Annotated in this window: 18 protein-coding genes; 16 read left to right on the top strand and 2 right to left on the bottom strand. The window is 75.1% G+C overall.

Annotated features, from left to right (window positions below):
- The first annotated feature begins 9 nt into the window (after positions 1 to 9).
- The 8 genes from ABZ801_RS23835 (at position 10) to ABZ801_RS23800 (ending at position 7,431) form a co-directional block, all read left to right on the top strand.
- Positions 10 to 675, top strand: a complete 666-nt coding sequence (locus ABZ801_RS23835) for a hypothetical protein (protein WP_360701390.1) — start codon at positions 10 to 12, stop codon at positions 673 to 675.
- Positions 676 to 783: 108 nt separating this feature from the next.
- Positions 784 to 1,278 carry an EF-hand domain-containing protein gene (locus tag ABZ801_RS23830; protein ID WP_360701387.1) on the top strand — a complete coding sequence of 165 codons (495 nt, stop codon included), beginning with the start codon at positions 784 to 786 and terminating at the stop codon, positions 1,276 to 1,278.
- 260 nt (positions 1,279 to 1,538) lie between these two features.
- Complete coding sequence (locus ABZ801_RS23825) at positions 1,539 to 2,243, top strand: DUF899 family protein (RefSeq protein WP_360701384.1); 705 nt, start codon at positions 1,539 to 1,541, stop codon at positions 2,241 to 2,243.
- Between the two features lie 122 nt (positions 2,244 to 2,365).
- On the top strand, positions 2,366 to 3,172 hold the full coding sequence (locus ABZ801_RS23820) for a crotonobetainyl-CoA--carnitine CoA-transferase (RefSeq protein ID WP_360701381.1): 807 nt from the start codon (positions 2,366 to 2,368) through the stop codon (positions 3,170 to 3,172).
- Positions 3,172 to 4,473, top strand: a complete 1,302-nt coding sequence (locus tag ABZ801_RS23815; protein WP_360701378.1) for a cysteine desulfurase — start codon at positions 3,172 to 3,174, stop codon at positions 4,471 to 4,473. The genes ABZ801_RS23820 and ABZ801_RS23815 overlap by 1 nt, the downstream gene beginning before the upstream one ends.
- 26 nt (positions 4,474 to 4,499) lie before the next feature.
- The gene (locus ABZ801_RS23810) at positions 4,500 to 5,654 is read left to right on the top strand and encodes a PLP-dependent aspartate aminotransferase family protein (RefSeq protein WP_344946839.1); all 1,155 of its coding nucleotides are present in this window, start codon (positions 4,500 to 4,502) and stop codon (positions 5,652 to 5,654) included.
- Positions 5,651 to 6,565, top strand: coding sequence for a homocysteine S-methyltransferase family protein (locus ABZ801_RS23805; RefSeq protein WP_360701375.1), 915 nt, complete (start codon positions 5,651 to 5,653; stop codon positions 6,563 to 6,565). The genes ABZ801_RS23810 and ABZ801_RS23805 overlap by 4 nt, the downstream gene beginning before the upstream one ends.
- Positions 6,566 to 6,576: 11 nt before the next feature.
- Positions 6,577 to 7,431, top strand: coding sequence for a class I SAM-dependent methyltransferase (locus ABZ801_RS23800; protein WP_360701371.1), 855 nt, complete (start codon positions 6,577 to 6,579; stop codon positions 7,429 to 7,431).
- Positions 7,432 to 7,437: 6 nt separating this feature from the next.
- Here the strand turns inward: ABZ801_RS23800 and ABZ801_RS23795 are convergent, their stop codons facing one another.
- Together ABZ801_RS23795 and ABZ801_RS23790 are read right to left on the bottom strand one after the other, a co-directional pair.
- Positions 7,438 to 8,832, bottom strand: a complete 1,395-nt coding sequence (locus tag ABZ801_RS23795) for a metallopeptidase TldD-related protein (RefSeq protein ID WP_360701368.1) — start codon at positions 8,830 to 8,832, stop codon at positions 7,438 to 7,440.
- 25 nt (positions 8,833 to 8,857) lie between these two features.
- Positions 8,858 to 10,348 (bottom strand): TldD/PmbA family protein, encoded by a 1,491-nt coding sequence (locus tag ABZ801_RS23790; protein WP_360701365.1) that lies wholly within the window; start codon positions 10,346 to 10,348, stop codon positions 8,858 to 8,860.
- A gap of 129 nt (positions 10,349 to 10,477) precedes the next feature.
- Between ABZ801_RS23790 and ABZ801_RS23785 the strand changes: the two genes are divergently transcribed.
- The 8 genes from ABZ801_RS23785 to ABZ801_RS23750 all read left to right on the top strand — a co-directional run bounded on the left by ABZ801_RS23785 (position 10,478) and on the right by ABZ801_RS23750 (position 23,514).
- A complete protein-coding gene (locus tag ABZ801_RS23785; protein ID WP_360701363.1) occupies positions 10,478 to 11,131 on the top strand; it encodes a winged helix-turn-helix transcriptional regulator in 654 nt (217 codons plus the stop codon).
- Positions 11,132 to 11,248: 117 nt separating this feature from the next.
- Positions 11,249 to 12,058: a hypothetical protein gene (locus tag ABZ801_RS23780; RefSeq protein WP_360701361.1), complete on the top strand. Its 810-nt coding sequence runs from the start codon at positions 11,249 to 11,251 to the stop codon at positions 12,056 to 12,058.
- Positions 12,059 to 12,073: 15 nt separating this feature from the next.
- Positions 12,074 to 13,330, top strand: coding sequence for an AarF/UbiB family protein (locus tag ABZ801_RS23775; RefSeq protein ID WP_360701358.1), 1,257 nt, complete (start codon positions 12,074 to 12,076; stop codon positions 13,328 to 13,330).
- A gap of 258 nt (positions 13,331 to 13,588) precedes the next feature.
- Entirely contained in the window at positions 13,589 to 14,497 is a 909-nt protein-coding gene (locus ABZ801_RS23770; protein WP_360701355.1) for a DUF1702 family protein, read from the top strand.
- Positions 14,494 to 16,440: a VCBS repeat-containing protein gene (locus ABZ801_RS23765; RefSeq protein WP_360701352.1), complete on the top strand. Its 1,947-nt coding sequence runs from the start codon at positions 14,494 to 14,496 to the stop codon at positions 16,438 to 16,440. Before ABZ801_RS23770 ends, ABZ801_RS23765 begins: the two co-directional genes overlap by 4 nt.
- Positions 16,437 to 17,396: an enediyne biosynthesis protein UnbU gene (locus ABZ801_RS23760; protein ID WP_360701350.1), complete on the top strand. Its 960-nt coding sequence runs from the start codon at positions 16,437 to 16,439 to the stop codon at positions 17,394 to 17,396. Before ABZ801_RS23765 ends, ABZ801_RS23760 begins: the two co-directional genes overlap by 4 nt.
- Entirely contained in the window at positions 17,393 to 23,074 is a 5,682-nt protein-coding gene (locus tag ABZ801_RS23755; RefSeq protein ID WP_360701347.1) for an SDR family NAD(P)-dependent oxidoreductase, read from the top strand. Before ABZ801_RS23760 ends, ABZ801_RS23755 begins: the two co-directional genes overlap by 4 nt.
- A complete protein-coding gene (locus tag ABZ801_RS23750) occupies positions 23,071 to 23,514 on the top strand; it encodes an acyl-CoA thioesterase (protein ID WP_360701344.1) in 444 nt (147 codons plus the stop codon). The genes ABZ801_RS23755 and ABZ801_RS23750 overlap by 4 nt, the downstream gene beginning before the upstream one ends.
- Positions 23,515 to 23,528: the final 14 nt, after the last annotated feature.

The following is a 23,528-nucleotide window of genomic DNA, read 5'->3' as shown; positions in this document are numbered from 1 at the left end:
GGATCCGCGATGGCGACGGCACCGGCCGTCAGGCCCGTCCCGGTGGTGCGTTCCCTGCTCGCGCCCGCCGCCTACATGTGCGGGCTGACCTTCGCCGAAGGGCTCCTGTGGCACTCCGACCAGGACGCCGGGAAGATCTTCGCGATCGAACCCGCGTGCGGCGCGGTGGTGCGGACCCTGGACTGCCCGCGCGTGCGCGCCGACCTCACCTGGCACGACGGGCTGCTCTGCCAGGTCGGCGGACGTCCCAAGCGGCTGCTGCTCGTCCACCCGGAAACCGGCGAGATCGTCGAGGAACGGCAGGTGGCGCCGCCCGGCGGCCGGCTGTGCGGCGTGGAGGCCGGCCCGGAGGGGGTCTGGATGTGCCTGCGCGCCCCCGCCGTCGTCCAGTTGCGCGACTTCGCGACCATGACGGTGCGGCGGGAGCACCCGGTGGAGGGCGCCCCGTCCGGGCTGACTCACGTGGCGGGCATCGTGCTGTACTCGGAGTTCGAGGCCGCGACGGTGCGCGCCGTCGACGCCGCCACGGGCAGGCCGCGCGGCGCGGTCCGCGTCGAGGGCCGTCCCACCGGCCTGACCTGGGACGGCTACCAGCTGTGGTACTGCGACTTCGAGGCCCGCCGGGTCAAGTCCGTCCGTCTCGACGACGTCCTGAACGGCACCTACCGGAACTAGAAATCGCTACGGAATCACCGAGTCAGTCTCTGCGGGAGATCCGCCCAAGGGAGACAGGCGGCTCGCCGAGAAGTCCGCATCCGCATCCGGCTTCGGAAAGGGGTACACATGGCGACCGAGGTGCAGCGGGAGAAGTACGAAGAGGTCTTCGGCTACTACGACACCGACAACGACGGCGAGATCGTTCAGAGCGACATCGACGCCCTGATCGCGAGCTGGACCCACGAGTTCGGCGTGACGCCCGGCAGCGACGGCTGGCGGCGGCTGGTCGACCTCGGCAACAGGCTGTGGTCGTCGATCGAGGGACACGACGTCGACGGCGACAAGAAGGTCAGCAAGGAGGAGTTCACCGCCGCGCACGCCCAGCCCGGGTTCGTCGACGAGATCGCCATCCCGCTGGCGATGGCCGCGTTCGACCTGGCCGACACCGACAACGACGGCCAGATCTCCATCCAGGAGTGGCTGGCGTCCCAGAAGACCCACGGCCTCGGCCCGAAGGAGGCCGTGGACGCCTTCCAGAGCTGGGACACCGACGGCGACGGGTACCTGTCCCGCGACGAGTACCGCCGCTACACCGAGTCCTTCTACAAGGACGCGAACTAGCCGGGACGGGGCGACCGCCCCCGTCGCGGAGCGTCCCCGTCGCGATCGGGCGGGATCCGGCAGGCCGGGTCCCGCCCGTCGCCGTTCGCCGGTGGTCTGGAGGCAATGCGCCATGAGTGGCGTTATGGGAGGTAGATGAAGGTGAAGTGATGATCGGGAAAGTTCCTGCGTACGGCGATCCCACGTCGCCGGACGCTGGCGTTCCCTATAGTCGAGAGCTCCGACACCGCCGGTACGACGCCGCTGAAGGAGGCCGGTGCATGGAGCAGAGGACGGACATCCCGCCGATGTGGCCCGTCGGTGCCAGCAAGGAGTACATCGACGCGCGGATCGAGCTGGGCAGGGCCGAGCGCAGGCTGCGCGACCAGATCGAGGAGGTCGCCGCGGCGCGGCGGCGGATGCCGCGGGGCGCCCTGCTCGACGACTACACCTTCAGCGAGGGGCCGCGCGACCTCGGCAGGGACGAGCCGGTCCGGGCCACCCGGCTCGCCGAGCTGTTCGGCGAGCACGACACGCTGTTCGTCTACCACCTGATGTTCCACCCCGACGAGGACGCCGCGTGCCCCATGTGCTCGATGTGGGTGGACGGGTTCCACGGGGTGTCCCACCACATCCGCCGGCACGCCGCGTTCGCCGTCATCGGCAAGGCGCCGCTGCCCAAGCTGCGGGAGTGGGCGCGGCGGCGCGGGTGGGACGGCCTGCGCATCGTGTCCAGCCACGGCACCGGTTTCAACGCCGACATGAACGCCGAGCGGCCCGGCGGGGCGCAGCGGCCCATGGCCAGCGTGCTGCTCAGGGAGGGCGACGGGGTGCGGCACTTCTACTCGCTGCCCGCCAACTTCCTGGACGACACCGAGCGCGGCATCGACCTGCTCAACCCCGTGTGGAACATCCTCGACATGTTCCCGCGGGGCCGCGGCGACTGGTACGCCGGCAACGACTATCCGGGACGCGAGCGCGGCTGAGACGCTCCGCGCCCGGCCGTGCGGCCGGGCGCCGATCGCTCCGGCGGGCACCGACCCGCCGGAGCGATTGCTATATACTCTTAAAGTCTTCGTCCGACCTTCGAGTGTTCGAGAGGTCCGGTGTGATCGACGAGCGGAGTGCCGGCCCCGCCCTGGTGCGGGTGGCGCAGCGTCACGTCGACCACCGGCTGAAACGCCGCGACGCACCAGGTCAGGAGATCTCGCGGCGGGGAGAGGCCCGGCTGTCCCTGGACGAGGAGCTGTGCCGCCGGATGGCCGATCACCACCATGCCGCGCCCGCCCTGCAGGACGACGCCGGACTGCGCGCACAGTACCGCGAACTCAAGCGCCGGACGGCCGAGCTGTATCGGTCGATCACCACCGAGGCGGGCATCACGGTCCGGCCGTGGACGTCGCCCGGCCAGCCCTACCGCGACTCCCGCGACCTGCGCAGACGCGTGCGGAGCAGCGGCGTGCTGTGGGTGTACCCGACCCGCGCCGGGCACGGCCCGTCCCGCGCCACGGATGGACGGCATCCGATGCGCGAACCCTCCGGGGTCCGGGCCGACGGCGTCGAGCTGTGCCACAACGACCTGTTCCGAGCCGTCCACGACGTCTTCGGGCACCTGATGTTCGGGCACGGGTTCGGACCGGCGGGCGAGTTCCGGGCCGCGTTCTGCCAGATGGCCCTCTACCCGCCGGACGTGCACCCGGTGCTGTTCACCGAGCAGGTCGGGCAGGTCGCCTGGTTCTTCTACGGCCCGCACCTGCGCCTGCGCGACGGGCGGCTGCCCCGGCGCGGCGAGCCCGGATACGTCCCGCCGCACCACCGCCCCTACCCCCAGCAGAAGGTCTTCCGGTTCGCCGAGGAGTTCGTCGAGGCGTTCCCCCGCATGTTCGACCTCGGCGCCACAAGAGAGGAGTCGTGATGGACGATCCGTCGCGGGCCACCGCGGAGGTCGACCCCCCGCCGCCGGCCCCGCCCGGCGACGCGCACCCGGCACGCCTGCCCGAAGCGGTACGAGCCGACTTTCCCATCCTGTCCGCCAGGTTCGACGGCCATCCCCTGGTGTACCTGGACAACGCGGCCACGACGCACAAGCCGCGCGCGGTCCTGGACGCGATCGTCGGCTACTACTCCACGGTCAACGGCAACGTCGGCCGCGGCCACTACGCGCTCAGCCGGGCCGCCGCCGACCGCTACGACCGGGCCCGCGAGGCGGTGCGCCGCGCCATCGGCGCCGCGCACGCCGACGAGATCGTGTTCTGCCGCGGCACCACCGACGCGGTGAACCTGGTGGCGGGCACGTTCGGACGGCGCGTCGTGGGCAGGGGCGACCAGGTGGTCGTCACCGGGATGGAGCACAACTCCAACCTGCTGCCCTGGCGGCGGCTGTGCGAGGAGGCGGGCGCCGAACTCGTGGTCGTCCCGGCCGGTGCGCACGGCAGGGTGTCGCGGGAGGACTTCTCCGCCGCGTTCGGTCCCCGGGTCCGCCTGGCGGCGGTGGCGCACGTGTCCAACGTCCTCGGCACCGTCAACCCGGTGCGCGCGCTGGCCGGCGTCGCGCACCGCAACGGCGTCCCCATCGTGGTGGACGGCGCGCAGGCCGTCCCGCACCGTCCGGTGGACGTGCGGGAACTGGACGCCGACTTCTACTGCTTCTCCGGCCACAAGGTGTACGGGCCGATGGGCGTCGGCGTGCTGTACGGCAGGCGTGACCTGCTCGCCGACACGGCCCCCTACCAGGTCGGCGGCGGCATGGTGAAGGGAGCGACCCGCACCGGCCCGGTGCGGTACCTCCCCGTCCCGGGCCGGTTCGAAGCGGGCACGCCCAACATCGAGGGCGCCGTGGGGCTGGCGGCGGCCCTGCGCTACCTGCACGGGCTGGGGTGGGACGCCGTCAGGCGGCACGACCGGGCGCTCGTGCGCTACGCCGTGGCGGCGCTGGGCGAGATCGACCGGGTACGGGTCGTGGGCGATCCGGGCGCCGACCCCAGCGGCATCGTCTCCTTCGTCGTGGACGGCGTCCACCCCTACGACGTGGGCGGGCATCTGGACGCGCACGGCGTGGCGGTGCGCGGCGGCGTGCACTGCGCCGCCGACCTCCTCGACGATCTCGGCCTGCTCGGCACGGTGCGGATGTCGTTCGCCGTCTACAACAGCGAGGACGAGGTGGACCTGGTGGCCGGCGCGCTGCGCACCGTACGACCCGGGACGTGGACCCCGTGAGCGCCCGACGGCACGGTTCCTGTGACATGACCGGCGGACCGAACATGCGCTTCGACACCCGGCTGGTGCACGTGGGTCAGGAGGCCGACGCCGGGACGGGCGACGTCGTCCCGGCGGTGCACGTCGCCACCACCTTCGAACGCCGCGTCCAGGACCCGCCGCGCTACTTCTACGCGCGCGGCGAGAACCCCACCGCCGAAGGCCTGGAACAGTGCCTGGCCTCGCTGGAGGACGCCCGTTTCTCGACCGTGTTCGCCTCGGGGCAGGCGGCCGGGGCCGCCGTGCTGGCACTGCTGCGTCCGGGGCAGCGGCTCGTCGCGTGCGATGACGTCTACGGCGGCACGCACGCCCTGTTCCAGACGGCCGCCCGGTACGGCATCGGTGTCGAGCACGTCGACCTGACCGACCGGTCCGCCGTGGCGGCCGCGCTCGGCGACGACGTGGGCCTGATGTGGATCGAGACGCCGACCAACCCGCTGCTGAAGGTGGTCGACCTGGAGGAGGTGTGCGGGCTGGCCCGCGAACGCGGCGTGCGCGTCGTCGTCGACAACACCTTCGCCGGTCCCGCCCTGCAGCAGCCGCTGCGGTTCGGCGCGGACGTGTCGCTCTACAGCACCACCAAGTCCATCGCCGGACACTACGACGTCCTCGGCGGCGCCCTCGTCCACGACGACGCGGAACTGGACCGCGCCTTCCGCTCCCATCGCGCGACGATCGGCGGTGTCCCGGGCGCGCTCGACTGCTTCCTGGTGCACCGCGGCCTGAAGACGCTGTCGCTGCGCACCGCCAGGCAGGTGCAGAACGCGCGGGCCCTGGTGGCGGCGCTGCGCGACTGCGAGCACGTCGGCGCGCTGCACTATCCGGGGCTGCGCGAGCATCCCCGCTACGAGACCGCGACGCGGCAGATGTCGGCGCCGGGCTCGGTGTTCAGCTTCCGGTACCTGGGCGACACGGACCGGGCGCTGGGCCGTCTGCGGCTGTTCTCGGTGGCGGTCAGCCTCGGCGGGGTCCGCTCGCTCGTCGAGCGTCCCGCCACGATGACCCATGCCGCCGTCCCGCGCGACGTCCGGCTGCGGCTGGGCGTCACCGACGACCTGATCCGCGTGTCGGCGGGCATCGAGGACCCCGCGGACCTGCTGGACGACCTGCTCACCGCACTGCGACACGGAGGGATGCCATGACCGTCCGGCCGACGACGGGCGAGCCGGTGCGGCTCGACGGCGCGACCGCCACCGAGCTGCAGCGCGCGGGCCTGCCCGTCCGCGCGCCCTGGTGGAGCACGCTGGCGCTCAACGGCGAGGGCCACCGCCGCCTGCTGCGCGAGGTGCACGCACGCCACATCGCGGCGGGCGCGCAGGTGATCACCGCCAACACGTTCCGGTGCAACCCGCGCGCCCTGCGCCGGCTGGGGCTGGACTCGGCCGGGCTCGGATGGATGGTGCACGCCGCGGTCGGCGTCGCACGGGCGGCGCGCTCGGCCGCCAAGGCCGAGGACGTGCTGATCGCGGGGGCGATGGCGCCCGTCGAGGACTGCTACCGGCCCGACCTCGTCCCGCCCGACGAGGAGCTGCGCGCCGAACACCGCCGGCTGGCCGCGGAGCTGGTGGGGGCGGGCGTGGACCTGGTGCTCGTGGAGACCATGAACCGCGCCCGCGAGGCGCGTATCGCGCTGGAGCAGGTGCGGGCGGCGGGCGGCCGGCCGTGGGTGAGCTTCGTGTGCGCGGACGGGGCGCGGTTGCTGTCGGGTGAGCCGCTGGCCGACGCCGCCCGCGCCGTCGAACGCGACGGCGCCGCCGCCACGCTGGTCAACTGCGCGTCCCTGGACGACACCGAGACGGCGCTGCGGGTGCTGCGCGACGCCTGCGACGGGCCCGTCGGGGTCGCGCCCAACCTGGAGGACCGCGGCGGGATCCCGCGCGGGCGGCACGTCGACCGCGTCCTGCCCGCCGCCGTCACCCCCGAGCGGTTCGCCGAACGCGTCGCGCGCTGGCGGGAGGAGTCCGGCGTCGACATCGTCGGCGGCTGCTGCGGAGCCACGCCCGCGCACATGGCGGCGCTGCACCACGCCCCGGCCGCCCCCGGCGCGCAGTGACGGGAGGACACGTGATCGACCCCGAGCAGGTCAAGACCGAGCAGCGGCGGTCCTGGAACGCCATCAGCGCGGGCTGGGACGCCACCCACGAGATCTTCGAGCGGGGCGGTGCCGCGCTGACCCGCCGCCTGCTGGACCTGGCGGACGTGCGGCCCGGCCGGCGCGTGCTCGACGTCGCCACCGGCATCGGCGAACCGGCGCTGAACGCCGCGGCCGCGGTCGGGCCGGGCGGATGCGTCGTCGGCGTCGACATCTCGCCCGCGATGCTGGCGGTGGCGCGCCGGCGGGCCCGGCTGCACGGGTGCCGCAACGTCGCGTTCGCCGAGGGCGACGTCGAGCACCTCGGCCAGCCCGAAGGCGCGTTCGACGTGGTGCTCAGCCGCCTGGGCCTGATGTTCGCCGTCGACCATGTCGCGGCGTTCCGCGGACTGCGCGCGGTGCTGGTGCCCGGCGGTGTGCTGGCCGCCGCCGTGTGGGCCGAGCCGGAGGCCGCGCCGATGATGTCGCTGGGGTACCGGGTGCTGGCCGACCGGCTCGACCTGCCCTCGCCACCGCCCGGCCTGCCCGGCCCGTTCAGCATGTCCGACCCGGGGCGCCTCGCCGCCGACCTGATCGCGGCGGGTTTCCAGGACGTGTCGGTGACCGCGTTCACCGTGCCGTTCCGGCTGGACGGCCCCGGCGAGTACGTCGAGATCACCAAGGCGATGACGCCGCCCCGGCTGCTCGGCCTGCTCCGCGACCGCTACGGCTCGGAGGACGATCCCGCGACGTGGGAGGCGGTCGGCGCGGCCGTGGCGCCGTTCGCCGCCGGCGGTGTCATCCCGCTTCCGTCGACCGCCCTGTGCGTGCGCGCCGTCGCGCCCTGACCGGTGTCACGGGGTGGCGCTGACCGCGGACATGGTGAAGCCGGCGATCCGCAGCGGCGGCATGGCCACGCGGGTGAAGTGGTCGCCCCACTCCCGGGGCAGCGTGCGCTCGGTGCGCCCCACCTCCGTGACGCGTTCCAGCAGCCGCACCGGGCTCTCGTTGAAGCGGAACCCGTTCACCGCCCCCACGATCTCGCCGTTCTCGACCAGGTGGACGCCGTCGCGGGTGAGCCCGGTCAGCAGCAGCGACCGGGGGTCGACCTCGCGCAGGTACCACAGCGAGCCCAGCAGCAGCCCGCGCCTGGTCGCCGCCACCATCTCCGGCAGCGTCCGCCCGGGACCCTCCCCGCGCAACTCCAGATTGTCGATCCAGGGGGTGACGGGGTGACCGGCCTGCCGCGCGGACGCCCGGGTGTGCACCAGCGCGGTCAGCACGCCACCGCTGATCCAGGTCGTCGGCCGCAGCGGCACCCCGTTGTCGAACACCGAGACCACCGGCCCGGACGAGCGGGCGACCAGGAACGGGGCGCATTCCAGCCCCGCCGCGGCCGGGTCGCCGCTCAGCGTCAGAGGCTGGTCGGTGAGCCGCTCGCCGACCCCCAGCCCCGTGCCGCCGGGGCCGGTGCCTCCGGGGTCCGCGGCGAACGGGCCGTGGCCGCCGAGGGCGTCCGCCGCGCCCGCCGCCCCGTACAGGTGGATCATCAGGTCGGCGACGCACGACGGGGACAGCAGCACCTCGTACGATCCCGGCGGCAGGTCGACGCGGCGCCGCGACCAGCCCAGCCTGCGCCGCAACCGGTCGTGCATGCCGGCGACGTCCCAGCGGCCGGTCGTGCCGGTGCCGGCCCGGGCGGACGCCGAGTGGTCGGAGGTCTTGGCCGTCAGGTCGAGCACGCCCGCCGGCTGGACGTGCCGCGCTCGTGTGCCGGACGTGGTGGCCAGGTACGTCGTCGTGACCCGGCGTTCCGCGTACCCGTACAGCAGGCGCCGCTCGGCCCGTGCCCGGCGGAACGTCCGCCCGAGGTCCGGGACGAGTTCGTCCAGCACGTCGGGCGGGGGATCCGCCGGAGGCTCGTCCCAGCCGTGTTCGCGGCCCTGCGGGAGCGCGGGGGCCGCCGGGTCCGGCACGGCGCGCCGCGCCGCCCGCTCGGCGGCCCGCGCCACCTCGCCGGCGGCGTCGGCCGCCGGGCCGCCGCACGACACGGTGCCGACGGCCCGTCCCGTCTTGCCGCCGACGATGGCGACGACGGTCACGCGGCGCTCGCGTCCCGTCCCGTTGGCGGTCATGGAGTTCCCGGCCCACCGCAGGAAGGAGCCGTCCGACTCGTCGACGATCACCGCGCACTCGTCGGCGCCGCACGCCGCCAGCGCCCGTTCCGCCACGTCCTGTGCTCGCCTCACCGCGCCGCCTCCTTCGGGCACTCGCTCACAGACCGGCCTCACGGGCGGCGTTGACGACCCGGACCCGGTGGAAGACGGCCGGGGGACAGCCGTGACTCGCCGCGGCCACCTGCACCGGCTGGCCCTTGCCGCACAGGTCGGCGCCGAACAGGCGGTAGTCGGCGGGGCCGCCCACCGCGCACAGGGAGTTCCAGAACGCCAGCGTGTCGGCCTGGTAGGCGACGTCGCGGACCTGCCCGGCCAGGCGCCCGCGGCGGATCCGGTGGCAGCGCTGGGCGGTGAACTGGAAGGTGCGGCGCTCGGTGTCGATCGACCAGCCGCCCGACCCGACGAGGTAGAGCCCGTCGGTGACGTCGGAGATCAGCTCCTCGGTGGACGGCCCGTCCGGCGCGGGGCACAGCGACACGTTCGGCATGCGCGGCAGCGGGACATGCCGCGCCGACTCGGCGTACGCGCAGCCGTTGGAGCGCTCGGCCCCGGCCAGGCGCGCGGTGCTCCGGTCCAGCTGGAAGCCGGTGAGCACGCCGTCGCGGACCAGGTCCCACGCCTGCGCGGCCACCCCCTCGTCGTCGTAGCCCACGGTGGCCAGGCCGTGCTCGGCCGTCCGGTCGGCCGTGACGTTCATCGGCTTCGCCCCGTACCGCAGCACCCCGCGTGCGGCGGGATCGGCGAAGGTGGTGCCCGCGTACCCGGCCTCGTGACCGAGGGCCCGGTCCAGCTCGGTGGCGTGTCCCACCGACTCGTGGACGGTCAGCCACAGGTTGGACGGATCGATCACCAGAGTGCGCTCGCCGGGCTCGACCGCGGGCGCCCGCAGCTTGCCGGCCAGGTGGCCGGGCAGCGCGGCCAGCTCGGCGTCCCAGTCCCAGCCGTCGCCGTCGAGGTACTCCAGGCCCCGCGCGGTCGGCGGCCCGGCCGTGCGCAACGAGGCCGCCGTCCCCGGGCCGACGCCCAGGACCGTCACCTGGGGATGGATCCGGACCCGCCGCTGCACGGTCACCGTGCCCGCCAGGTCGGCGTAGAACTTCTCCTCCCGGACCGCCACGAGCTTGGCGTGCACGTGCGTCACGGGCCGGTGGGCGAGCAGCCGGCGGCTCCAGTCGGCCAGCCGCCGCGCCCGTTCGGCGCGCGGGACGCCGAACGGGTCGACGCGGCACGGCGACGACCAGCCGGTGTCGCGATGCACCGGTTCGTCCACCGGGTCGGACGGCACCGCCGTGATCGCCCGGCAGGCGCGGGCCCGGGACACCGCCCGCGCGGCGGCGTCCGCCGCCGCCGACGTGCCGATGTCGTCGGTGGAGGCGAACCCCTGGACGCCGTCGCGGATCACCCGGACACCGAGGGCGGTGTCCGTCGCGTCGTGTCCGCCGGCGGGGCGTCCGTCGTAGAGCAGGTCCGTGCCGGTCCGCACCCGTGTCACCAGGACCGCGGCGTGCCGCGCGCCCAGCCCGGCGGCCCTGCCGAGAGCCGCGTCGGCGAGGTCGGGCAGCGGGAGGGCGTCGAACGGTGCCGCCAAGGCCACCTCCACCAGATCCGGGGAACTATACGAATCGTAAGCGGATTTGACGCGTCAGCACCGTCGCGTCGGGCCGGATCGACCCGCAAAGGAATACACTTGTCAAGTGGAAGCGGGGAGGAACGAGCCGTGAAGCAACAGCGCCGCAATTACGGACAGTACTGCGGGCTCGCCGGGACGCTCGACATCGTCGGCGAGCGCTGGACGCTGCTGATCATCCGTGAGCTGCTCACCGGCCCGTGCCGCTACAACGAGCTGCTGGCCAACCTGCCGGGCATCGGCACCAACCTGCTGGCCGACCGGCTGAAGTTCCTCACCGAGACCGGGCTGGTGCGGCAGCGCCGCCAGGAGGGCGCCAAGATCCGGCTGTACGAGCTGACCGAGCAGGGCGAGGGCCTGCGCGAGGCGGTGCTCGCCCTGGCGCGCTGGGGGCTCGGCGTGCTGTCGACGCCGGCGGCCGAGGACGCCGTGCGGCCGCGCTGGACCATGCTCGCCGTCGAGGCGATGGTGGACCCCTCGGCCGCCGAGGTCGACGAGCAGTACGAGTTCCGCGTCGACGGCGAGGTCTTCCACGTGACGGTGCGGGAGGGCCGGGTGTCGGTGGCCCACGGCAAGGCGGACGGGGAGCCCGCGCTGACCGTCCACACCGACGCGGTGACGTTCGTGGAGATCGGCGCCGGCCGGCTGAGCCCGCTGGAGGCGACGCTGACCAAGCGGCTGGTGATGGAGGGCGACGGCGAGGCCGTCCTGCGCTGCTCGCGCCTGCTCGGGCTCGTCGGCTGACGCGTCCGCCTCATTTTTGACCCGTCGCCGCCCTGCGGGCGGTCCCCGTATTGACTACGTTCCTGTATCACGCCTTCACTTTCTGTGAACTGCCGCCATCGACGGGACGGGGTGAGCATGGGCGCCGATGAGGCACGAGCCGGCGAGGCACGAACCGCCACGACGGCCACCGCCGCGGGCGAGGCCGCGACCGCGCCGCCACGCGCGGGCCACGGGCTCGGCGACCGGCCGAACCTCGACGCCGGTCCGCTGACCTCGTTCGGGTTCGCCGTGCGCGCGTCGATCGGACGGCGCCCCATGCGCTACCTGATCGCGCGCCGGCTGCGCGGAGGGTCCGCCGAGACGGCCCTGTTCGTGCTGGCCCCCGTGACCCTCGCGGGCACCTGGGTGCGCATCAGCGAGGACCCGGCGCGCCGCGTGTGCGACGTGCGGACCTTCGTCCCGACGATGCCGCGTTCCGTGCGGGTCGTCGAACGGCAGGTCCTGGGATGCCTGCCGCTGACGGAGATCGGCTATCTGGACCTGATGGCCTGGCGCTACCCCCGGCTGGGCGCCGCCCCGGAGGACCGGGACACCGACATGTCCTGGAGCGCCTGGCCGGACGCGCGGGCGTGCTGCTACCTCGGTCCGGCGAGCACGCCCGGCCTGACGGTGACCGAGGCGACCGACCCGCGCACCGGCCTGGTGGTGGCCCGCAGCGTGGAACGCCGCCGCGAGCCGGTCCGCCGCTGGGAGATCGCCGAACCGGGCCGTCCCGACAGCGGCGGCCTGCCCCGGCGCGTCCGCGTGTCGCTGCCGCCGTCGGGCCGCACCACCGAGTTCCACCGGGCGGGCGATCCGGTCACGGTGCCCGAGGACGCCTTCGACCACGACCCGGCGGACCTGCGCGACCACCTCGAACGCGCTCTCACCGGCCAGGACGGCTGATCCGTGCGCGGAGGCGTGAAGGTCGGCACGCGGTGTGCCGGGCGGGCGGTGCGCGTGGTGGCACTGGCGGTGCCCGCCGCCGTGCGCACGGCGCTGACGCGGCGGGGGAGACGTGAGCGGCGCGGGGCCGAGGAACTCGCGAGGGTGCTGGAGCGGCTCGGCGGCGCCTTCTTGAAGGCGGGGCAGTTCCTGGGGGCACGACCGGACCTGGTGGGGGAGACCGTCGCCGACGCCCTCGGACGGCTGCAGGACGACGTGGCGCCGATGACCGCGCGGCAAGCGGTCCGCGCGGTCCGCGCGGGGCTGCCGGGTGCGCCGCCGGAGCTGGCCGCGGCGTGCGCGGCGCCTCCGGTGGCGAGCGGATCGATCGCCTGCGTCTACCGGGCGTGGGTGGGCGGCCGCGCGGTCGCGGTCAAAGTGCGGCGTCCCGGTGTCGGCGACGCGCTCGCGGCCGACATGGCGTTGCTGCGCGGCGCCGCCGCGGCGGCCGGACGGCTGCCGTTCCTGCGGCGCGTCCCGCTCGCCGAGATCGCCGCCCGGGTCGCGCAGGCGCTGACCGGGCAGCTCGACTTCGCGGCGGAGGCGGCCAACCTGCGGCGGCTGCGCGCGGACCTGGCCGACGTCCCCGGCGTGGTCGTGCCGGACGTGGTCCCCGAACTGTGCGGTGACGGCGTCATCACCATGGAGTTCGTCGAGGGCCTCGACCGCGGCGCGGAGTGCGCGCTGACCCGCGGCGAACGCCGGGAGGCGGTGACGCGCCTCGTCCGCGCGGTCTACCGGATGCTGTTCGTGACCGGCCGCGTCCACGCCGACCTGCACCAGGGCAACGTGTACCTCGTGCGCGGAGGCGGCGTGGTGCTCCTGGACGCCGGGTTCGTCGTGGCGCTCAGCGCGTCCGCGCGCCGCCGGTTCACCGAGTTCTTCGGCGGCATGATCCGGGGCGACGGCGAGCTGTGCGCGCGGGCGCTGCTGGCCAGCGTGCGGCGCGTCGAGCCCGGCGCCGACCTGGGCGCGTTCCGCCGCCGGGTCGCCGACCTGGTCGAGCGTGCCGAGGGCAGGACGGCGGCGGAGTTCGACCTGCCCGCGTTCTGCCTGGAGCTGTTCGACCTGCAGCGCCGGTACCGGCTGTTCGCCGAGCCGGAGTTCGTCTTCCCGATGCTGTGCCTGCTGGCGGCCGAGGGGGCGGTGCGGCGGCACCACCCCACGCTGGACTTCCAGATGGAGGCCGCGCCGTACGCGATGCAGGGACTGCTGCTGTCCGGAGACGCCTGACCCCGCCCCCTGTCACGGAGTTTGACCAGCTTTTACCCGGCGGCGGAAATGGTGACGAACGGGCCAGTCCTGTTCTGACACCGGGTCGGCATTGCTTACCCGTCCGGACATGGCCACCTCCGTGGTGGTCATAATAAATTGCGCTTTACCTTCCTGTAGCCGACCACGTCGCGGGCGGTGCCCGCGAGAGGGGTGGCAATGGTCACTACGCAGAATGCGCAGAAAACGCCCGTTATTTCCCGGCATCTGCGGCCGTTCATGCTGAACGCGAAAACGCTGCGGCCCAGGGGCGGGGAATTCGCCGCCGATCCCGAGGTGCGCGACCGGCTCGATTCGGCGGTGCGCGCCTTCGCGTCGGGCTACAACGCCGCGCTCGCGGTTCCGCGCGGGCAGCTCGACCTGTCGTACGTCCCGCACGAGTTCCGCGGCTTCGCCTACGAGGGCGCGGCGATGAGCCGCACGCTGCTCGACCTGCTCACCCCGTCCCGTGGCCGCAGGCTCGCCGGACTGGCCGACGGTCCCGGACGGCGCTACACCCACCTCCTCCACGTCGGGGCGGGCTGGGCGTTCGCGCGCCTCCACCTGCCGCCCTGGCGCACGGTGCGCTTCGGGGACGGGCTGCTGCGCCGTCTCGCCTGGGACGGATGGGGCTTCCACCAGGCGTACTTCCGGCCCGGGGACGTCTTCGGGCGGCAGCGGGTCGAACGGACGGCGCGCGGCCCGGCGGCCCCGGTGCGCGACCAGGGCGCCGGACGCGCGCTGTGGTTCCACGCGGGCGCCGACCCGCAGCGGATCGCGGGCGTCATCGCCGCGTTCCCCGAACGGCGCCGTGCCGACCTGTGGGCCGGCGTCGGCCTCGCCGCCGCCTACACCGGCGCGCTGCCCGCACCGCGGCTGCCGCAACTGACCGGCGCGGCCGCCGGATACCGCGACCACCTCGCCCAGGGCGCCGCGTTCGCCGCCAAGGCGCACGTGCTCTCCGGCGAGGTGCCCAAGGCGTCGCAGGCGGCGATTCAAGCGCTGTGCGGGGTGACCGCCCCGGTCGCCGCGGGCTGGACCGACGACGCCCTGCGGACGGTGGGCGACGGCGACGACCCGGCCGGGCGCTACGAGCGGTGGCGTGCCGAGATCCGCGGCGCCTGGCGGGCCCAGGGCGGCGCGGCGTGATCGCCCGGTCGCGCGCCCGCCTGGTGCAGATCTGCTCGGTGATCCTGCTGCTGGTGGCCTGGCAGGTGGCCACCCTCCCGGACGCCTCGCAGGCGGAGCTGCGGCGGCTGGCCGCCCGGTTCGCCTTCGAACGGGTCCCCCTGAACGACGCGGTCGTGCCCCGGGAGGTCCGCGCGGTGGCACCGGCGTACCGGCACATCCGCCATTGGATCTCCTCGGTCGGGGCGGCCGTCGCGCTGGCCGACGTCGACGGCAACGGCCGCCCCGACGAGTTCTGCGTCGTCGACCCCCGGGACGACTCGGTGACCCTGGCCCCCGTCCCCCACACCGGCGCCCGCTTCCCCGCGACGCTCCTGACGCCCGCCGGCGCGCTGCCCTACGACGCGACGATGGCGCCGATGGGCTGCACGCCCGGCGACTACAACGAGGACGGCCGCCCCGACGTGATGGTCCACTACTGGGGCCGCTCACCGGTGCTGTTCCTGCGCACGCCCGCGCCCCTGGGCACGGCCAGGGCGTTCGCGCCGCGTGAGCTGGTCACGCCGTACCAGGTGTGGAACACCAACGCGGTGACGCTGGCCGACGTCGACGGTGACGGCCACACCGACATCGTGGTCGGCAACTACTTCCCGGACCGCGCGCGAGTGCTGGACACCGCGGCCCGCCAGAGCGAGCTGGTCATGCAGCGCTCCATGTCGGCGGCCTACAACGGGGGCGTCAACCGCATCCTGCTGTGGCGCTCCGGCGCCGGCGGCGAGCAGCCCGACGCCTCGTTCGGCGCCGTGCCCCAGCCGTTCCCCGACCGGGTCGCCAAGGGCTGGACGCTGGCCACGGGCGCGCAGGACCTCGACGGTGACGGCCGCCCCGAACTGTACTTCGCCAACGACTTCGGCCCCGACCGGCTGCTGCGCAACCAGTCCGAGCCCGGACGGGTGCGGCTGCGGCTCGTCGAGGGCACCCGGCACCTGACCACCCCCAAGTCGAAGGTGCTGGGCAAGGACTCGTTCAAGGGCATGGGCGTCGCGTTCACCGACCTCAACACCGACGGCGTGCCCGACATGGTGGTCAGCAACATCACCGAGCAGTACGGGCTGCTGGAGAGCAACTTCGCCTGGCTGAGCACCAGACGGGACGTGCTGCGCGGCGGCACCGCCCACTACGACGACCACAGCGAGTCGCTGGGACTGTCGCGCTCCGGCTGGGGCTGGGACGTCAAGACCGGCGACTTCGCCGGCACCGGCACCGACCAGATCCTCCAGGCCACCGGATTCGTCCGGGGCCGGGTCAACCGCTGGCCGGAACTGCAGGAGCTGGCGATGACCAACGACGACCTGCTGGCCCGACCCGGCGCGTGGCCGCGTTTCGCGCCGGGCCGCGACGACGTCTCCGGCGACGACCCCAACCCGTTCTTCGTACGCGGCGCGGACGGCCGCTTCCACGACCTGGCCCGGCGGCTCGGCGTCGCCGACCCCGGAGTGTCCCGGGGGCTGGCGCTCGCCGACGTCGACCGCGACGGACGGCTGGACTTCGCGGTCGCCAACCAGTGGCGGCAGTCCCAGTTCTACCGCAACACCCGCGCCGCCCGGCCGCCCTACCTGGGGTTGCGGCTGCTCCGTCCCGCGGGCACCTGCCAGGACGCCTCCCGGGGTTCCGCCGGCGTGGCGCTGACACCCGCCATCGGCGCGGCGGCCCGGGTGGACGCCGGCGGCAGGGGCGTGCGGGTCCGGCAGGCGTACCCCGCCAACGGGCACGCGGGCGTGTCCTCGCCCGACCTGCTGTTCGGGCTGCCCGCCGGCACCACCGCCCGCACGGCCGCCGCGCCGGTCACCGTGAGCTGGCGGGACGCCTGCGGCGTCCTGCGCACCGGGCGGATCCGCCTGGCGCCCGGCTGGCACGACCTGGTGCTCGCCTCCGACGGTTCGATCCGAGAGAAGGCATCGTGACCCCCACTCCCACCAGGGAGCCGCGGATCATGGCGCTGCGCCGGTTCGCGGTGTCCATCTCGGTGTTCACCGTTCTCGGCCACACCGTGCTCGGCTTCGAGCAGGCGTACGCGACCCCCCTGATGGCCCTGGCCGTGGCCTACGCGCTGGAGCTCGGCCTGGAGACGGTGGAGGCATGGGCCCACCGGCGTCCGGTCAAGTACGGCGGCGGCGTCCGCGCCGTGGCCGACTTCCTGCTGCCCGCGCACATCACCGGGCTGGCCTGCGCGATGCTGCTGTACGCCAACAGCCGCCTAGGCCCGGTGGCGCTGGCCGTGACCGTCGCGATCACGTCCAAGTACCTGCTGCGGGTCCGCGTCGACGGACGGACGCGGCACGTGTTCAACCCCTCCAACCTGGGCATCGCCGCCGTGCTGGTGCTGTTCCCGTGGGTCGGCATCGCGCCGCCCTACCAGTTCACCGAGTGGATCGGCGGCCCGCTCGACTGGGTGGTGCCCGCGCTGATCCTGGCCTCCGGCACCGCGCTGAACGCCATGCTGACCGGCAGGATGCCGCTGATCCTGGCCTGGGTGGGCGGGTTCGCGGCGCAGGCCGTGGTCCGCACCGCCGTGGAGGGCACCGCGACCGCCAGCGCCCTGCTGGTGATGACCGGCGTGGCGTTCGTGCTGTTCACCAACTACATGATCACCGACCCGGGCACCACCCCGGTGCGGCCGCGCGACCAGGTCGCGTTCGGCGCGGCCACCGCGGCGGCGTACGGGCTGCTCGTCTGGTTCCACGTCGTGTACGGGCTGTTCTTCGCCCTGGTCATCGTGTGCGGCCTGCGCGGCGTGTGGCTGGCGGCGCGGCCGGCGGTGCGGCGGTGGCGGGCGGGCGACCGCGCCCCCCTCCCCATGCCCGCCCGCGTCCCGGCCCCGCGCCCTGCCGCCGCGTCCGAAAGGCACGGTGAGCTGTGAGCGGTACGAGCGACGCGATCGCCATCGTGGGCGCGGGCTGCCGCTACCCCGACGCCCCGAGCCCCGACGGGCTGTGGGAACTGGCGCTCTCCAGACGCAGGGCCTTCCGGCCGTTGCCGCGCACCCGGCTCGACCTGGCCGACTACGGCCGCGGCGACCGCGAGGCCCCCGACCTCACCTACGTGCGCCGCGCGGCCGTGCTGGACGGCTGGTCGTTCGACCGGGCCCGGCACCGGGTTCCCGGCGCCACGTTCGCGGTCACCGACCCGACGCAGTGGCTCGCCCTCGACGTGGCCGCGCGGACGCTGGCCGCCGCCGGTTTCCCCGAGGCCCGGGGCCTGGACGCCGACCGCGCGGGCGTGATCCTGGGCAACAGCATGGGCGGCGAGTTCAGCCGCGCCGCGGTCATGCGGCTGCGCTGGCCCTACGTGCGCCGCGTGCTGGGGGAGACGCTGACCTCGCTCGGTGTGACCGGGCCGGACCTGGACACGGCGCTGTGCCGGGCCGAGCGCCGCTACAAGGAGCCGTTCGCCGAGCCCACCGACGAAAGCCTGGTCGGCGGCCTGGCGAACGCCATCGCGGGCCGCGTGTGCAACCACTTCGGCCTGCGCGGCGGCGGTTTCACGGTGGACGCCGCGTGCGCCTCGTCGCTGCTGGCGGTCACCTCGGCGTGCACGGCCCTGACGGCGGGCGACCTCGACTTCGTCCTCGCGGGCGGCGTGGATCTCAGCCTGGACCCGTTCGAGCTGGTCGGCTTCGCCCGGACGGGAGCGCTGGCGACCTCGGCCATGCGCGTCTACGACGCCAGTCCCACCGGGTTCCTCCCGGGCGAGGGGTGCGGCATGGTCGCGCTGATGCGGGCCGCCGACGCCCGCGACGCCGGGCTCGCGCCGCTGGCGCTGATCCGCGGCTGGGGCGTGTCGTCCGACGGGCGCGGCGGGCTGACCCGGCCCGAACGCGACGGGCAGCTGCTGGCCATGCGGCGGGCCTACGACCGTGCGGGCTTCGGCCCCGACACCGTCGCGCTGTTCGAGGGGCACGGCACCGGCACGGAGGTCGGCGACCGGGCCGAGCTCGGCGCGCTCATCGAGGTCCACGCGGGCGCGCGCCGCCGCGCACCCGCCGCGCTCGGGTCGATCAAGGCGAACATCGGGCACACCAAGGCGGCGGCGGGTGCCGCGGGGCTCATCAAGGCCGCGATGGCGCTGCGCCGCCAGGTGATCCCGCCGACGACCGGCTGCCGGGAGCCGCACGAGCTCCTGCGCGCCCCGCGGACACCGGTCCAGGTCACGTCCGAGGCCGCGCCATGGCCGGACGCCCCGCTGCGCGCCGCCGTCAGCGCCATGGGCTTCGGCGGCGTCAACACCCACGTCGTCCTCGAAGGCGCCGCGCCGCGTCGCGCCCGCCGCCTGACACCGGTGGAACGCCGTGTCGCCCGTCCCGGGCTGGACGCCGAGGTGTTCGCCTACGCCGCCGACACCCGCGACGCGCTGGCGGCGGCCCTGGAACGCACCGTCGTGCGCGCCGCCACCATGTCCCGCGCCGAGCACACCGACCTGGCGGCCTCCCTGGCCGCGTCGTCCCGCGCCGACGCGCCCTGGCGCGCCGCCATCGTCGCCCGCGACCCCGAGCAGCTGGCCCGCCGCGCCGAACGCGCACGACGCCTGCTGGACGAGCCCCCGCCCGGGGCGCTCGACGGCGGCTGGGCCGAGCAGCGCGGCGTGTTCCTCGGCCACGGCGCCCCCTCCAGGATCGGCCTGCTGTTCCCCGGGCAGGGCGCGCCCGTCCGGGCGAGCGCCGGTGCGTTCGGCATCGTGTTCCCCGACGCGGCGGACGAGTTCGGCGATGCCGCGGCCGACGCCGTGGACACCGCCGTCGCGCAACCCGCCGTGTTCGGCGCGTCCGTCGCCGGGCTGCGCTGGCTGGCCCGCCTGGGCGTGGAGGCCGCGGCGGCGGCCGGGCACAGCCTCGGCGAGATCACCGCGCTGTGCTGGGCCGGGGCGCTGGCCGAGCCGGACGCGCGCGAGCTGGTGCGCGTGCGCGGCCGCCTGATGGCCGAGCACGGCACGCCCGGCACCGGAATGGCCGCGATCGGCGCGCCACCGGACGCGGTCGCCGGGCTGATCGAGGGCACGGGGCTGTGCGTGGCCGCCGACAACGGCCCCGCGCAGGTCGTCGCGGGTGCGCTGCCCGAGCTGACCCGCGTGCTGGAACTCGCCCGCGCGGCCGGGATCGCCGCGCGGCGGCTGCCGGTCAGCCACGCCTTCCACACCGCCGCCGTCGCGGCGGCGGTGCCGGAGCTGACCCGTCACCTGGCCCGCACACCGATCGCGGCGCCTCGGCATCGCGTCCACTCCACGGTCACCGGCGACGTCCTCACCGCCGCCGACGACCTGCGCGAGGTGCTGGCCCGCCAGGTCACCGAACCGGTCCGCCTCCGCGCGGCCGTGGAAGGGCTGGCCGCCGAGTGCGACCTGCTGGTCGAGTGCGGCCCGGGGCACGCGCTGGCCGGGCTCGCCGCCGAGATCAGCGGCCTGCCGGTGGTCGCCCTGGACACCGGCGCCGAGTCCGCCGGGCCGCTGTGCCGGGCGGTCGCCGTGCTCTTCGCCGCGGGCGCCGTCAGCGACCTTCCCGGCGCGCTGTTCGCCGAACGCTTCCACCGCCCCTTCGATCTGTGGCGCGAACCGGAGTTCCTTGGCAGCCCGTGTGAACGCGGCCGCGACCCCCGTCCACAGCTCGCCGCCCCGACCCTGGCCGCCCCGACCCCGGCCGCCGCCGACGCGGTGCCGGACGGCGGCGTGGCGTCGACGGTGCGGGCCCTGGTCGCCGACGCCCTGGAGTTGCCCGCCGACACCATCGGCGACGCCGACACCCTGCTCGGCGACCTGCACCTGAACTCGCTGCGCGTCGCGCAACTGGCCGCACGGGCGGCCGAGCGCTGCGGCCGCGCCGTCCCCGCCGCGCCGCCCTCGCTGGCCGACTCCACCGTCGGCGGACTCGTCGAAGTGATCGCCGCGCTCCCGCCCGCCCCCGGCGCCGAACCCGCGTCCGGCGGCGTCCCGGCGGGCGTCGCCGAATGGCACCGCCTGCTCGTCGAGGAGCCGCACCGGATCGAGCCGCCGCGCGAACGGCGCCGCCACGCCTGGCGGGTCTTCGGCGACGGGCCGCTGCGCCATGCCGTCGAACCCCTTCTCGACACGGACGGCGACGCCGCCCCTGCCGTCGCCGCGTTCCTGCCCGAGGACCCCGGCGACGCGGCGGTGGCCGCCCTGCTGGACGCGGCGCGGCTGGCCGTGCGGTCGGGGACGCCCCTGACCGTCGTGGACCACGGCGACACCGCGTCCGGCTTCGTCGGCGCGCTGGCCTGCGAGCACCCGCGCCTCGACGTCCGCTGGATCCGCGTCCTGGCGGGCGACGGCGCCGCCGGCGCGATCGCCGACGTCCTGGCCGTGCCCTGGCGCGGCCACGCGGAACTCGTCGTGGACGGTGATGGCCGCCCCTGCGTCCTCACGCCATGCCCGATGCGCCCCGCAGCCGCCGGCATCGCGCTCGACGCGCGTGACGTGCTGCTGGTGACCGGCGGCGGCAAGGGCATCGGGCTCGAGAGCGCCGCCCACCTGGCCGCGTCCTACGGCGTGCGCCTCGGGCTGCTCGGACGGGCCGACCCCGGCACCGACGACGAGCTGCGCGCCGGCCTCGCCCGGCTGCGCGCGGCCGGGGCGACGTTCCACTACGCGGCGGCGGACGTCACCGACGAGGCCGCGCTCCGTACTGCCGTCAAGGAGATCACGACCCGGCTGGGCACGGTCACCGGGGTGCTGCACGCCGGCGGCGTCAACCGCCCGGCGCGGTTCACCGACCTGGACGAGGCCGCGTTCGCCGGTCACAGCGCGCCCAAGGAACGCGGCCTGCGCATGCTGCTCGACGAACTCGACACGTCCGCGTTGCGCCTGCTCATCACGTTCGGATCCGTCATCGGGCGGTTCGGCCTGGCCGGGGAGGCGCACTACGCGCTGGCCAACGGCCGCATGCGGGAACTGGCGCGGGTGACCGCGGCCCGGCTCCCCGGCTGCAGGGTCTGCAACGTCGACTGGACGGTGTGGTCCGGCGCGGGCATGGGGGAGCGGCTGGACGTGCTCGACGGCCTGATCCGCGGCGGAGTCACGCCGCTGCCCGCCGGAAACGGCGTACGGCTGCTCACCCGGCTCGTCGAGGGGGCGCCCGACTCGTCCACCGTGCTGGCGACCGGCCGCCTGCCGCAACTGGACGCGGCGGGGCGCGCCCCGGTGGGGGAGCATCGCTTCCTGCGTCGCGTCCTTGCCTGCACACCGGGCGTCGAGCTGGTCGCCGAGGCCGAACTGAGCCTGGACGACGACCCCTACCTGGCCGACCACCGGCTCGACGGCACGGCCGTGCTGCCCGCCGTGTGCGCCCTGGAGGCCATGGCGCAGGCAGCCGCCGTGCTCACCGGCCCCCCGCGCGTCGGCGGCACCGGCGTCGCCGTCCGCGACGGACGCTTCGTCCGGCCCGTCACCGTGCCGGACGACGGCGGCGCGCGCACCGTCCGGGTGTGCGCGCTCGTCCACGACGACGGCACCGTCCGCGTCGCGCTGCGCAGCGACGAGACCGACTTCGCCGTCGACCACTTCACCGGCGTGGTCGCGCCCGCCGCCGAACCGCCGGGCCTGCCCGACGAGGCACCCGGCCGCGCACCCGTCCCGCCCCACGACGGGCGGGCCCTGTACGGGCCGCTGTTCTTCCACGGGCCGCGTTACCAGCGGCTGCGACGCTACGAACGGCTGTCCGACAAGGGCTGCACCGCGATCCTCACCGGCGCCGGCCCGGCCGGGGCGCCGTTCGGGCCGGCGCAGCCCGCGGACGTCCGGCTCGGCGACCCGTTCCGCAACGACGCCTCCATCCACGTCCTCCAGGCGTGCGTGCCGCACCGGCGGCTGCTTCCTGTCGGCTGCGACGCCTTCACCGTCCACCGCGACGCCCCAGCCCCCGGCGACCTGCTCCTGACCGCGTCCGAACGCTCCCACACCGGCGCCGAGTACACCTACGACGTGGTGCTGCGCGACGGCGACGGCCGTCCCGTCGTCAGCTGGACGGGCCTGCGGCTGCGCGACGTGGGTCCGCAACCGGGTCCGCACCGGCTCGGCCGCGTCCTGCTGGAGCCGTACCTGCAGCGCAACCTCGACGCGTTGCTCCCGGACGCCCACGTGCGCCTGACGATGGCCCTGGGCGACGGCCCCGACGGGGCCACCGGGCGCAGCCCGTCCGCCCGCCACGCCGACGGGCCCTGCCGCAGCCGCCTCGGCGACGTCCTGCTGACCGTCTCCGGGGCCGCGCCCACCGCCTGCGACTGCGCATGGGAGGCCGACGCCGACGACCTCGACCGGCTGCGCGGCCTCGCCCCCTGGCCCGACCAGGCCGCCCACCTGCGCGGCATGACCGGCGAACCCGAGACCCGCGTCCTGACCCGCCTGTGGACGGTGCGGGAATGCCTGGCCAAGGACGGTCGCGCCCCCGGCGGGCCGCTCACCGTCGACGGCGTGTACGAGCACGGCTGGGTGCGGCTGCGCGCCGGCACCGGCAGCGTGATCTCCGCCGTCGTGTCCGTCGAGGGCCTGCCCCGCCCGATCGCCCTCGCCGTCCTGGCCCGGGAGGAACGGTGAGACGGTACTTCGAGGTCACCCACGTGGTGACGTTCGCCGACACCAACGTCGCCGGAAACGTCTACTTCGCCAGCCACCTGGCCTGGCAGGGGAGATGCCGGGAGCTGTTCCTCGCCGAGCACGCCCCCGGCCTGCTGGCCCGGCTCGACGGCGACCTCGCCCTGGTGACCGTGTCCTGCTCCTGCGACTACTACGCCGAACTGCACGCCTTCGACACCGTCTCGGTCCGGATGAGCCTCCGCGAACGCCGGGGCGGCCGGATCACCATGGACTTCGACTACTACCTCGCGGGCCGGGGCGCCGCCCGCCTCGTGGCACGCGGACGGCAGACCATCGCGTGCATGACCCGCACCGGCGGCGGGCTGGTCCCCGCCGACCCGCCGGACGACCTCGCCCAGGCCCTCGACGCGTACGCGCCCGGCGCCCCGGTGACCCCATGACGCGACACCGGCGG

This window comes from Actinomadura sp. NPDC047616 (assembly GCF_040642915.1).
In the GTDB taxonomy this organism is placed as follows: Bacteria; Actinomycetota; Actinomycetes; order Streptosporangiales; family Streptosporangiaceae; genus Spirillospora; species Spirillospora miaoliensis.
This window is presented reverse-complemented; position numbering and strand designations above follow the sequence as displayed.

Excerpts from the sequence above, each read along its gene's own strand:
- ABZ801_RS23835 (WP_360701390.1), top strand. The coding sequence starts at position 10 with ATGGCGACGGCACCGGCCGTCAGGCCCGTCCCGGTGGTGCGTTCCCTG.
- ABZ801_RS23830 (WP_360701387.1), top strand. The coding sequence starts at position 784 with ATGGCGACCGAGGTGCAGCGGGAGAAGTACGAAGAGGTCTTCGGCTAC.
- ABZ801_RS23825 (WP_360701384.1), top strand. The coding sequence starts at position 1,539 with ATGGAGCAGAGGACGGACATCCCGCCGATGTGGCCCGTCGGTGCCAGC.
- ABZ801_RS23815 (WP_360701378.1), top strand. The coding sequence starts at position 3,172 with ATGGACGATCCGTCGCGGGCCACCGCGGAGGTCGACCCCCCGCCGCCG.
- ABZ801_RS23810 (WP_344946839.1), top strand. The coding sequence starts at position 4,500 with ATGACCGGCGGACCGAACATGCGCTTCGACACCCGGCTGGTGCACGTG.
- ABZ801_RS23805 (WP_360701375.1), top strand. The coding sequence starts at position 5,651 with ATGACCGTCCGGCCGACGACGGGCGAGCCGGTGCGGCTCGACGGCGCG.
- ABZ801_RS23780 (WP_360701361.1), top strand. The coding sequence starts at position 11,249 with ATGGGCGCCGATGAGGCACGAGCCGGCGAGGCACGAACCGCCACGACG.
- ABZ801_RS23770 (WP_360701355.1), top strand. The coding sequence starts at position 13,589 with ATGCTGAACGCGAAAACGCTGCGGCCCAGGGGCGGGGAATTCGCCGCC.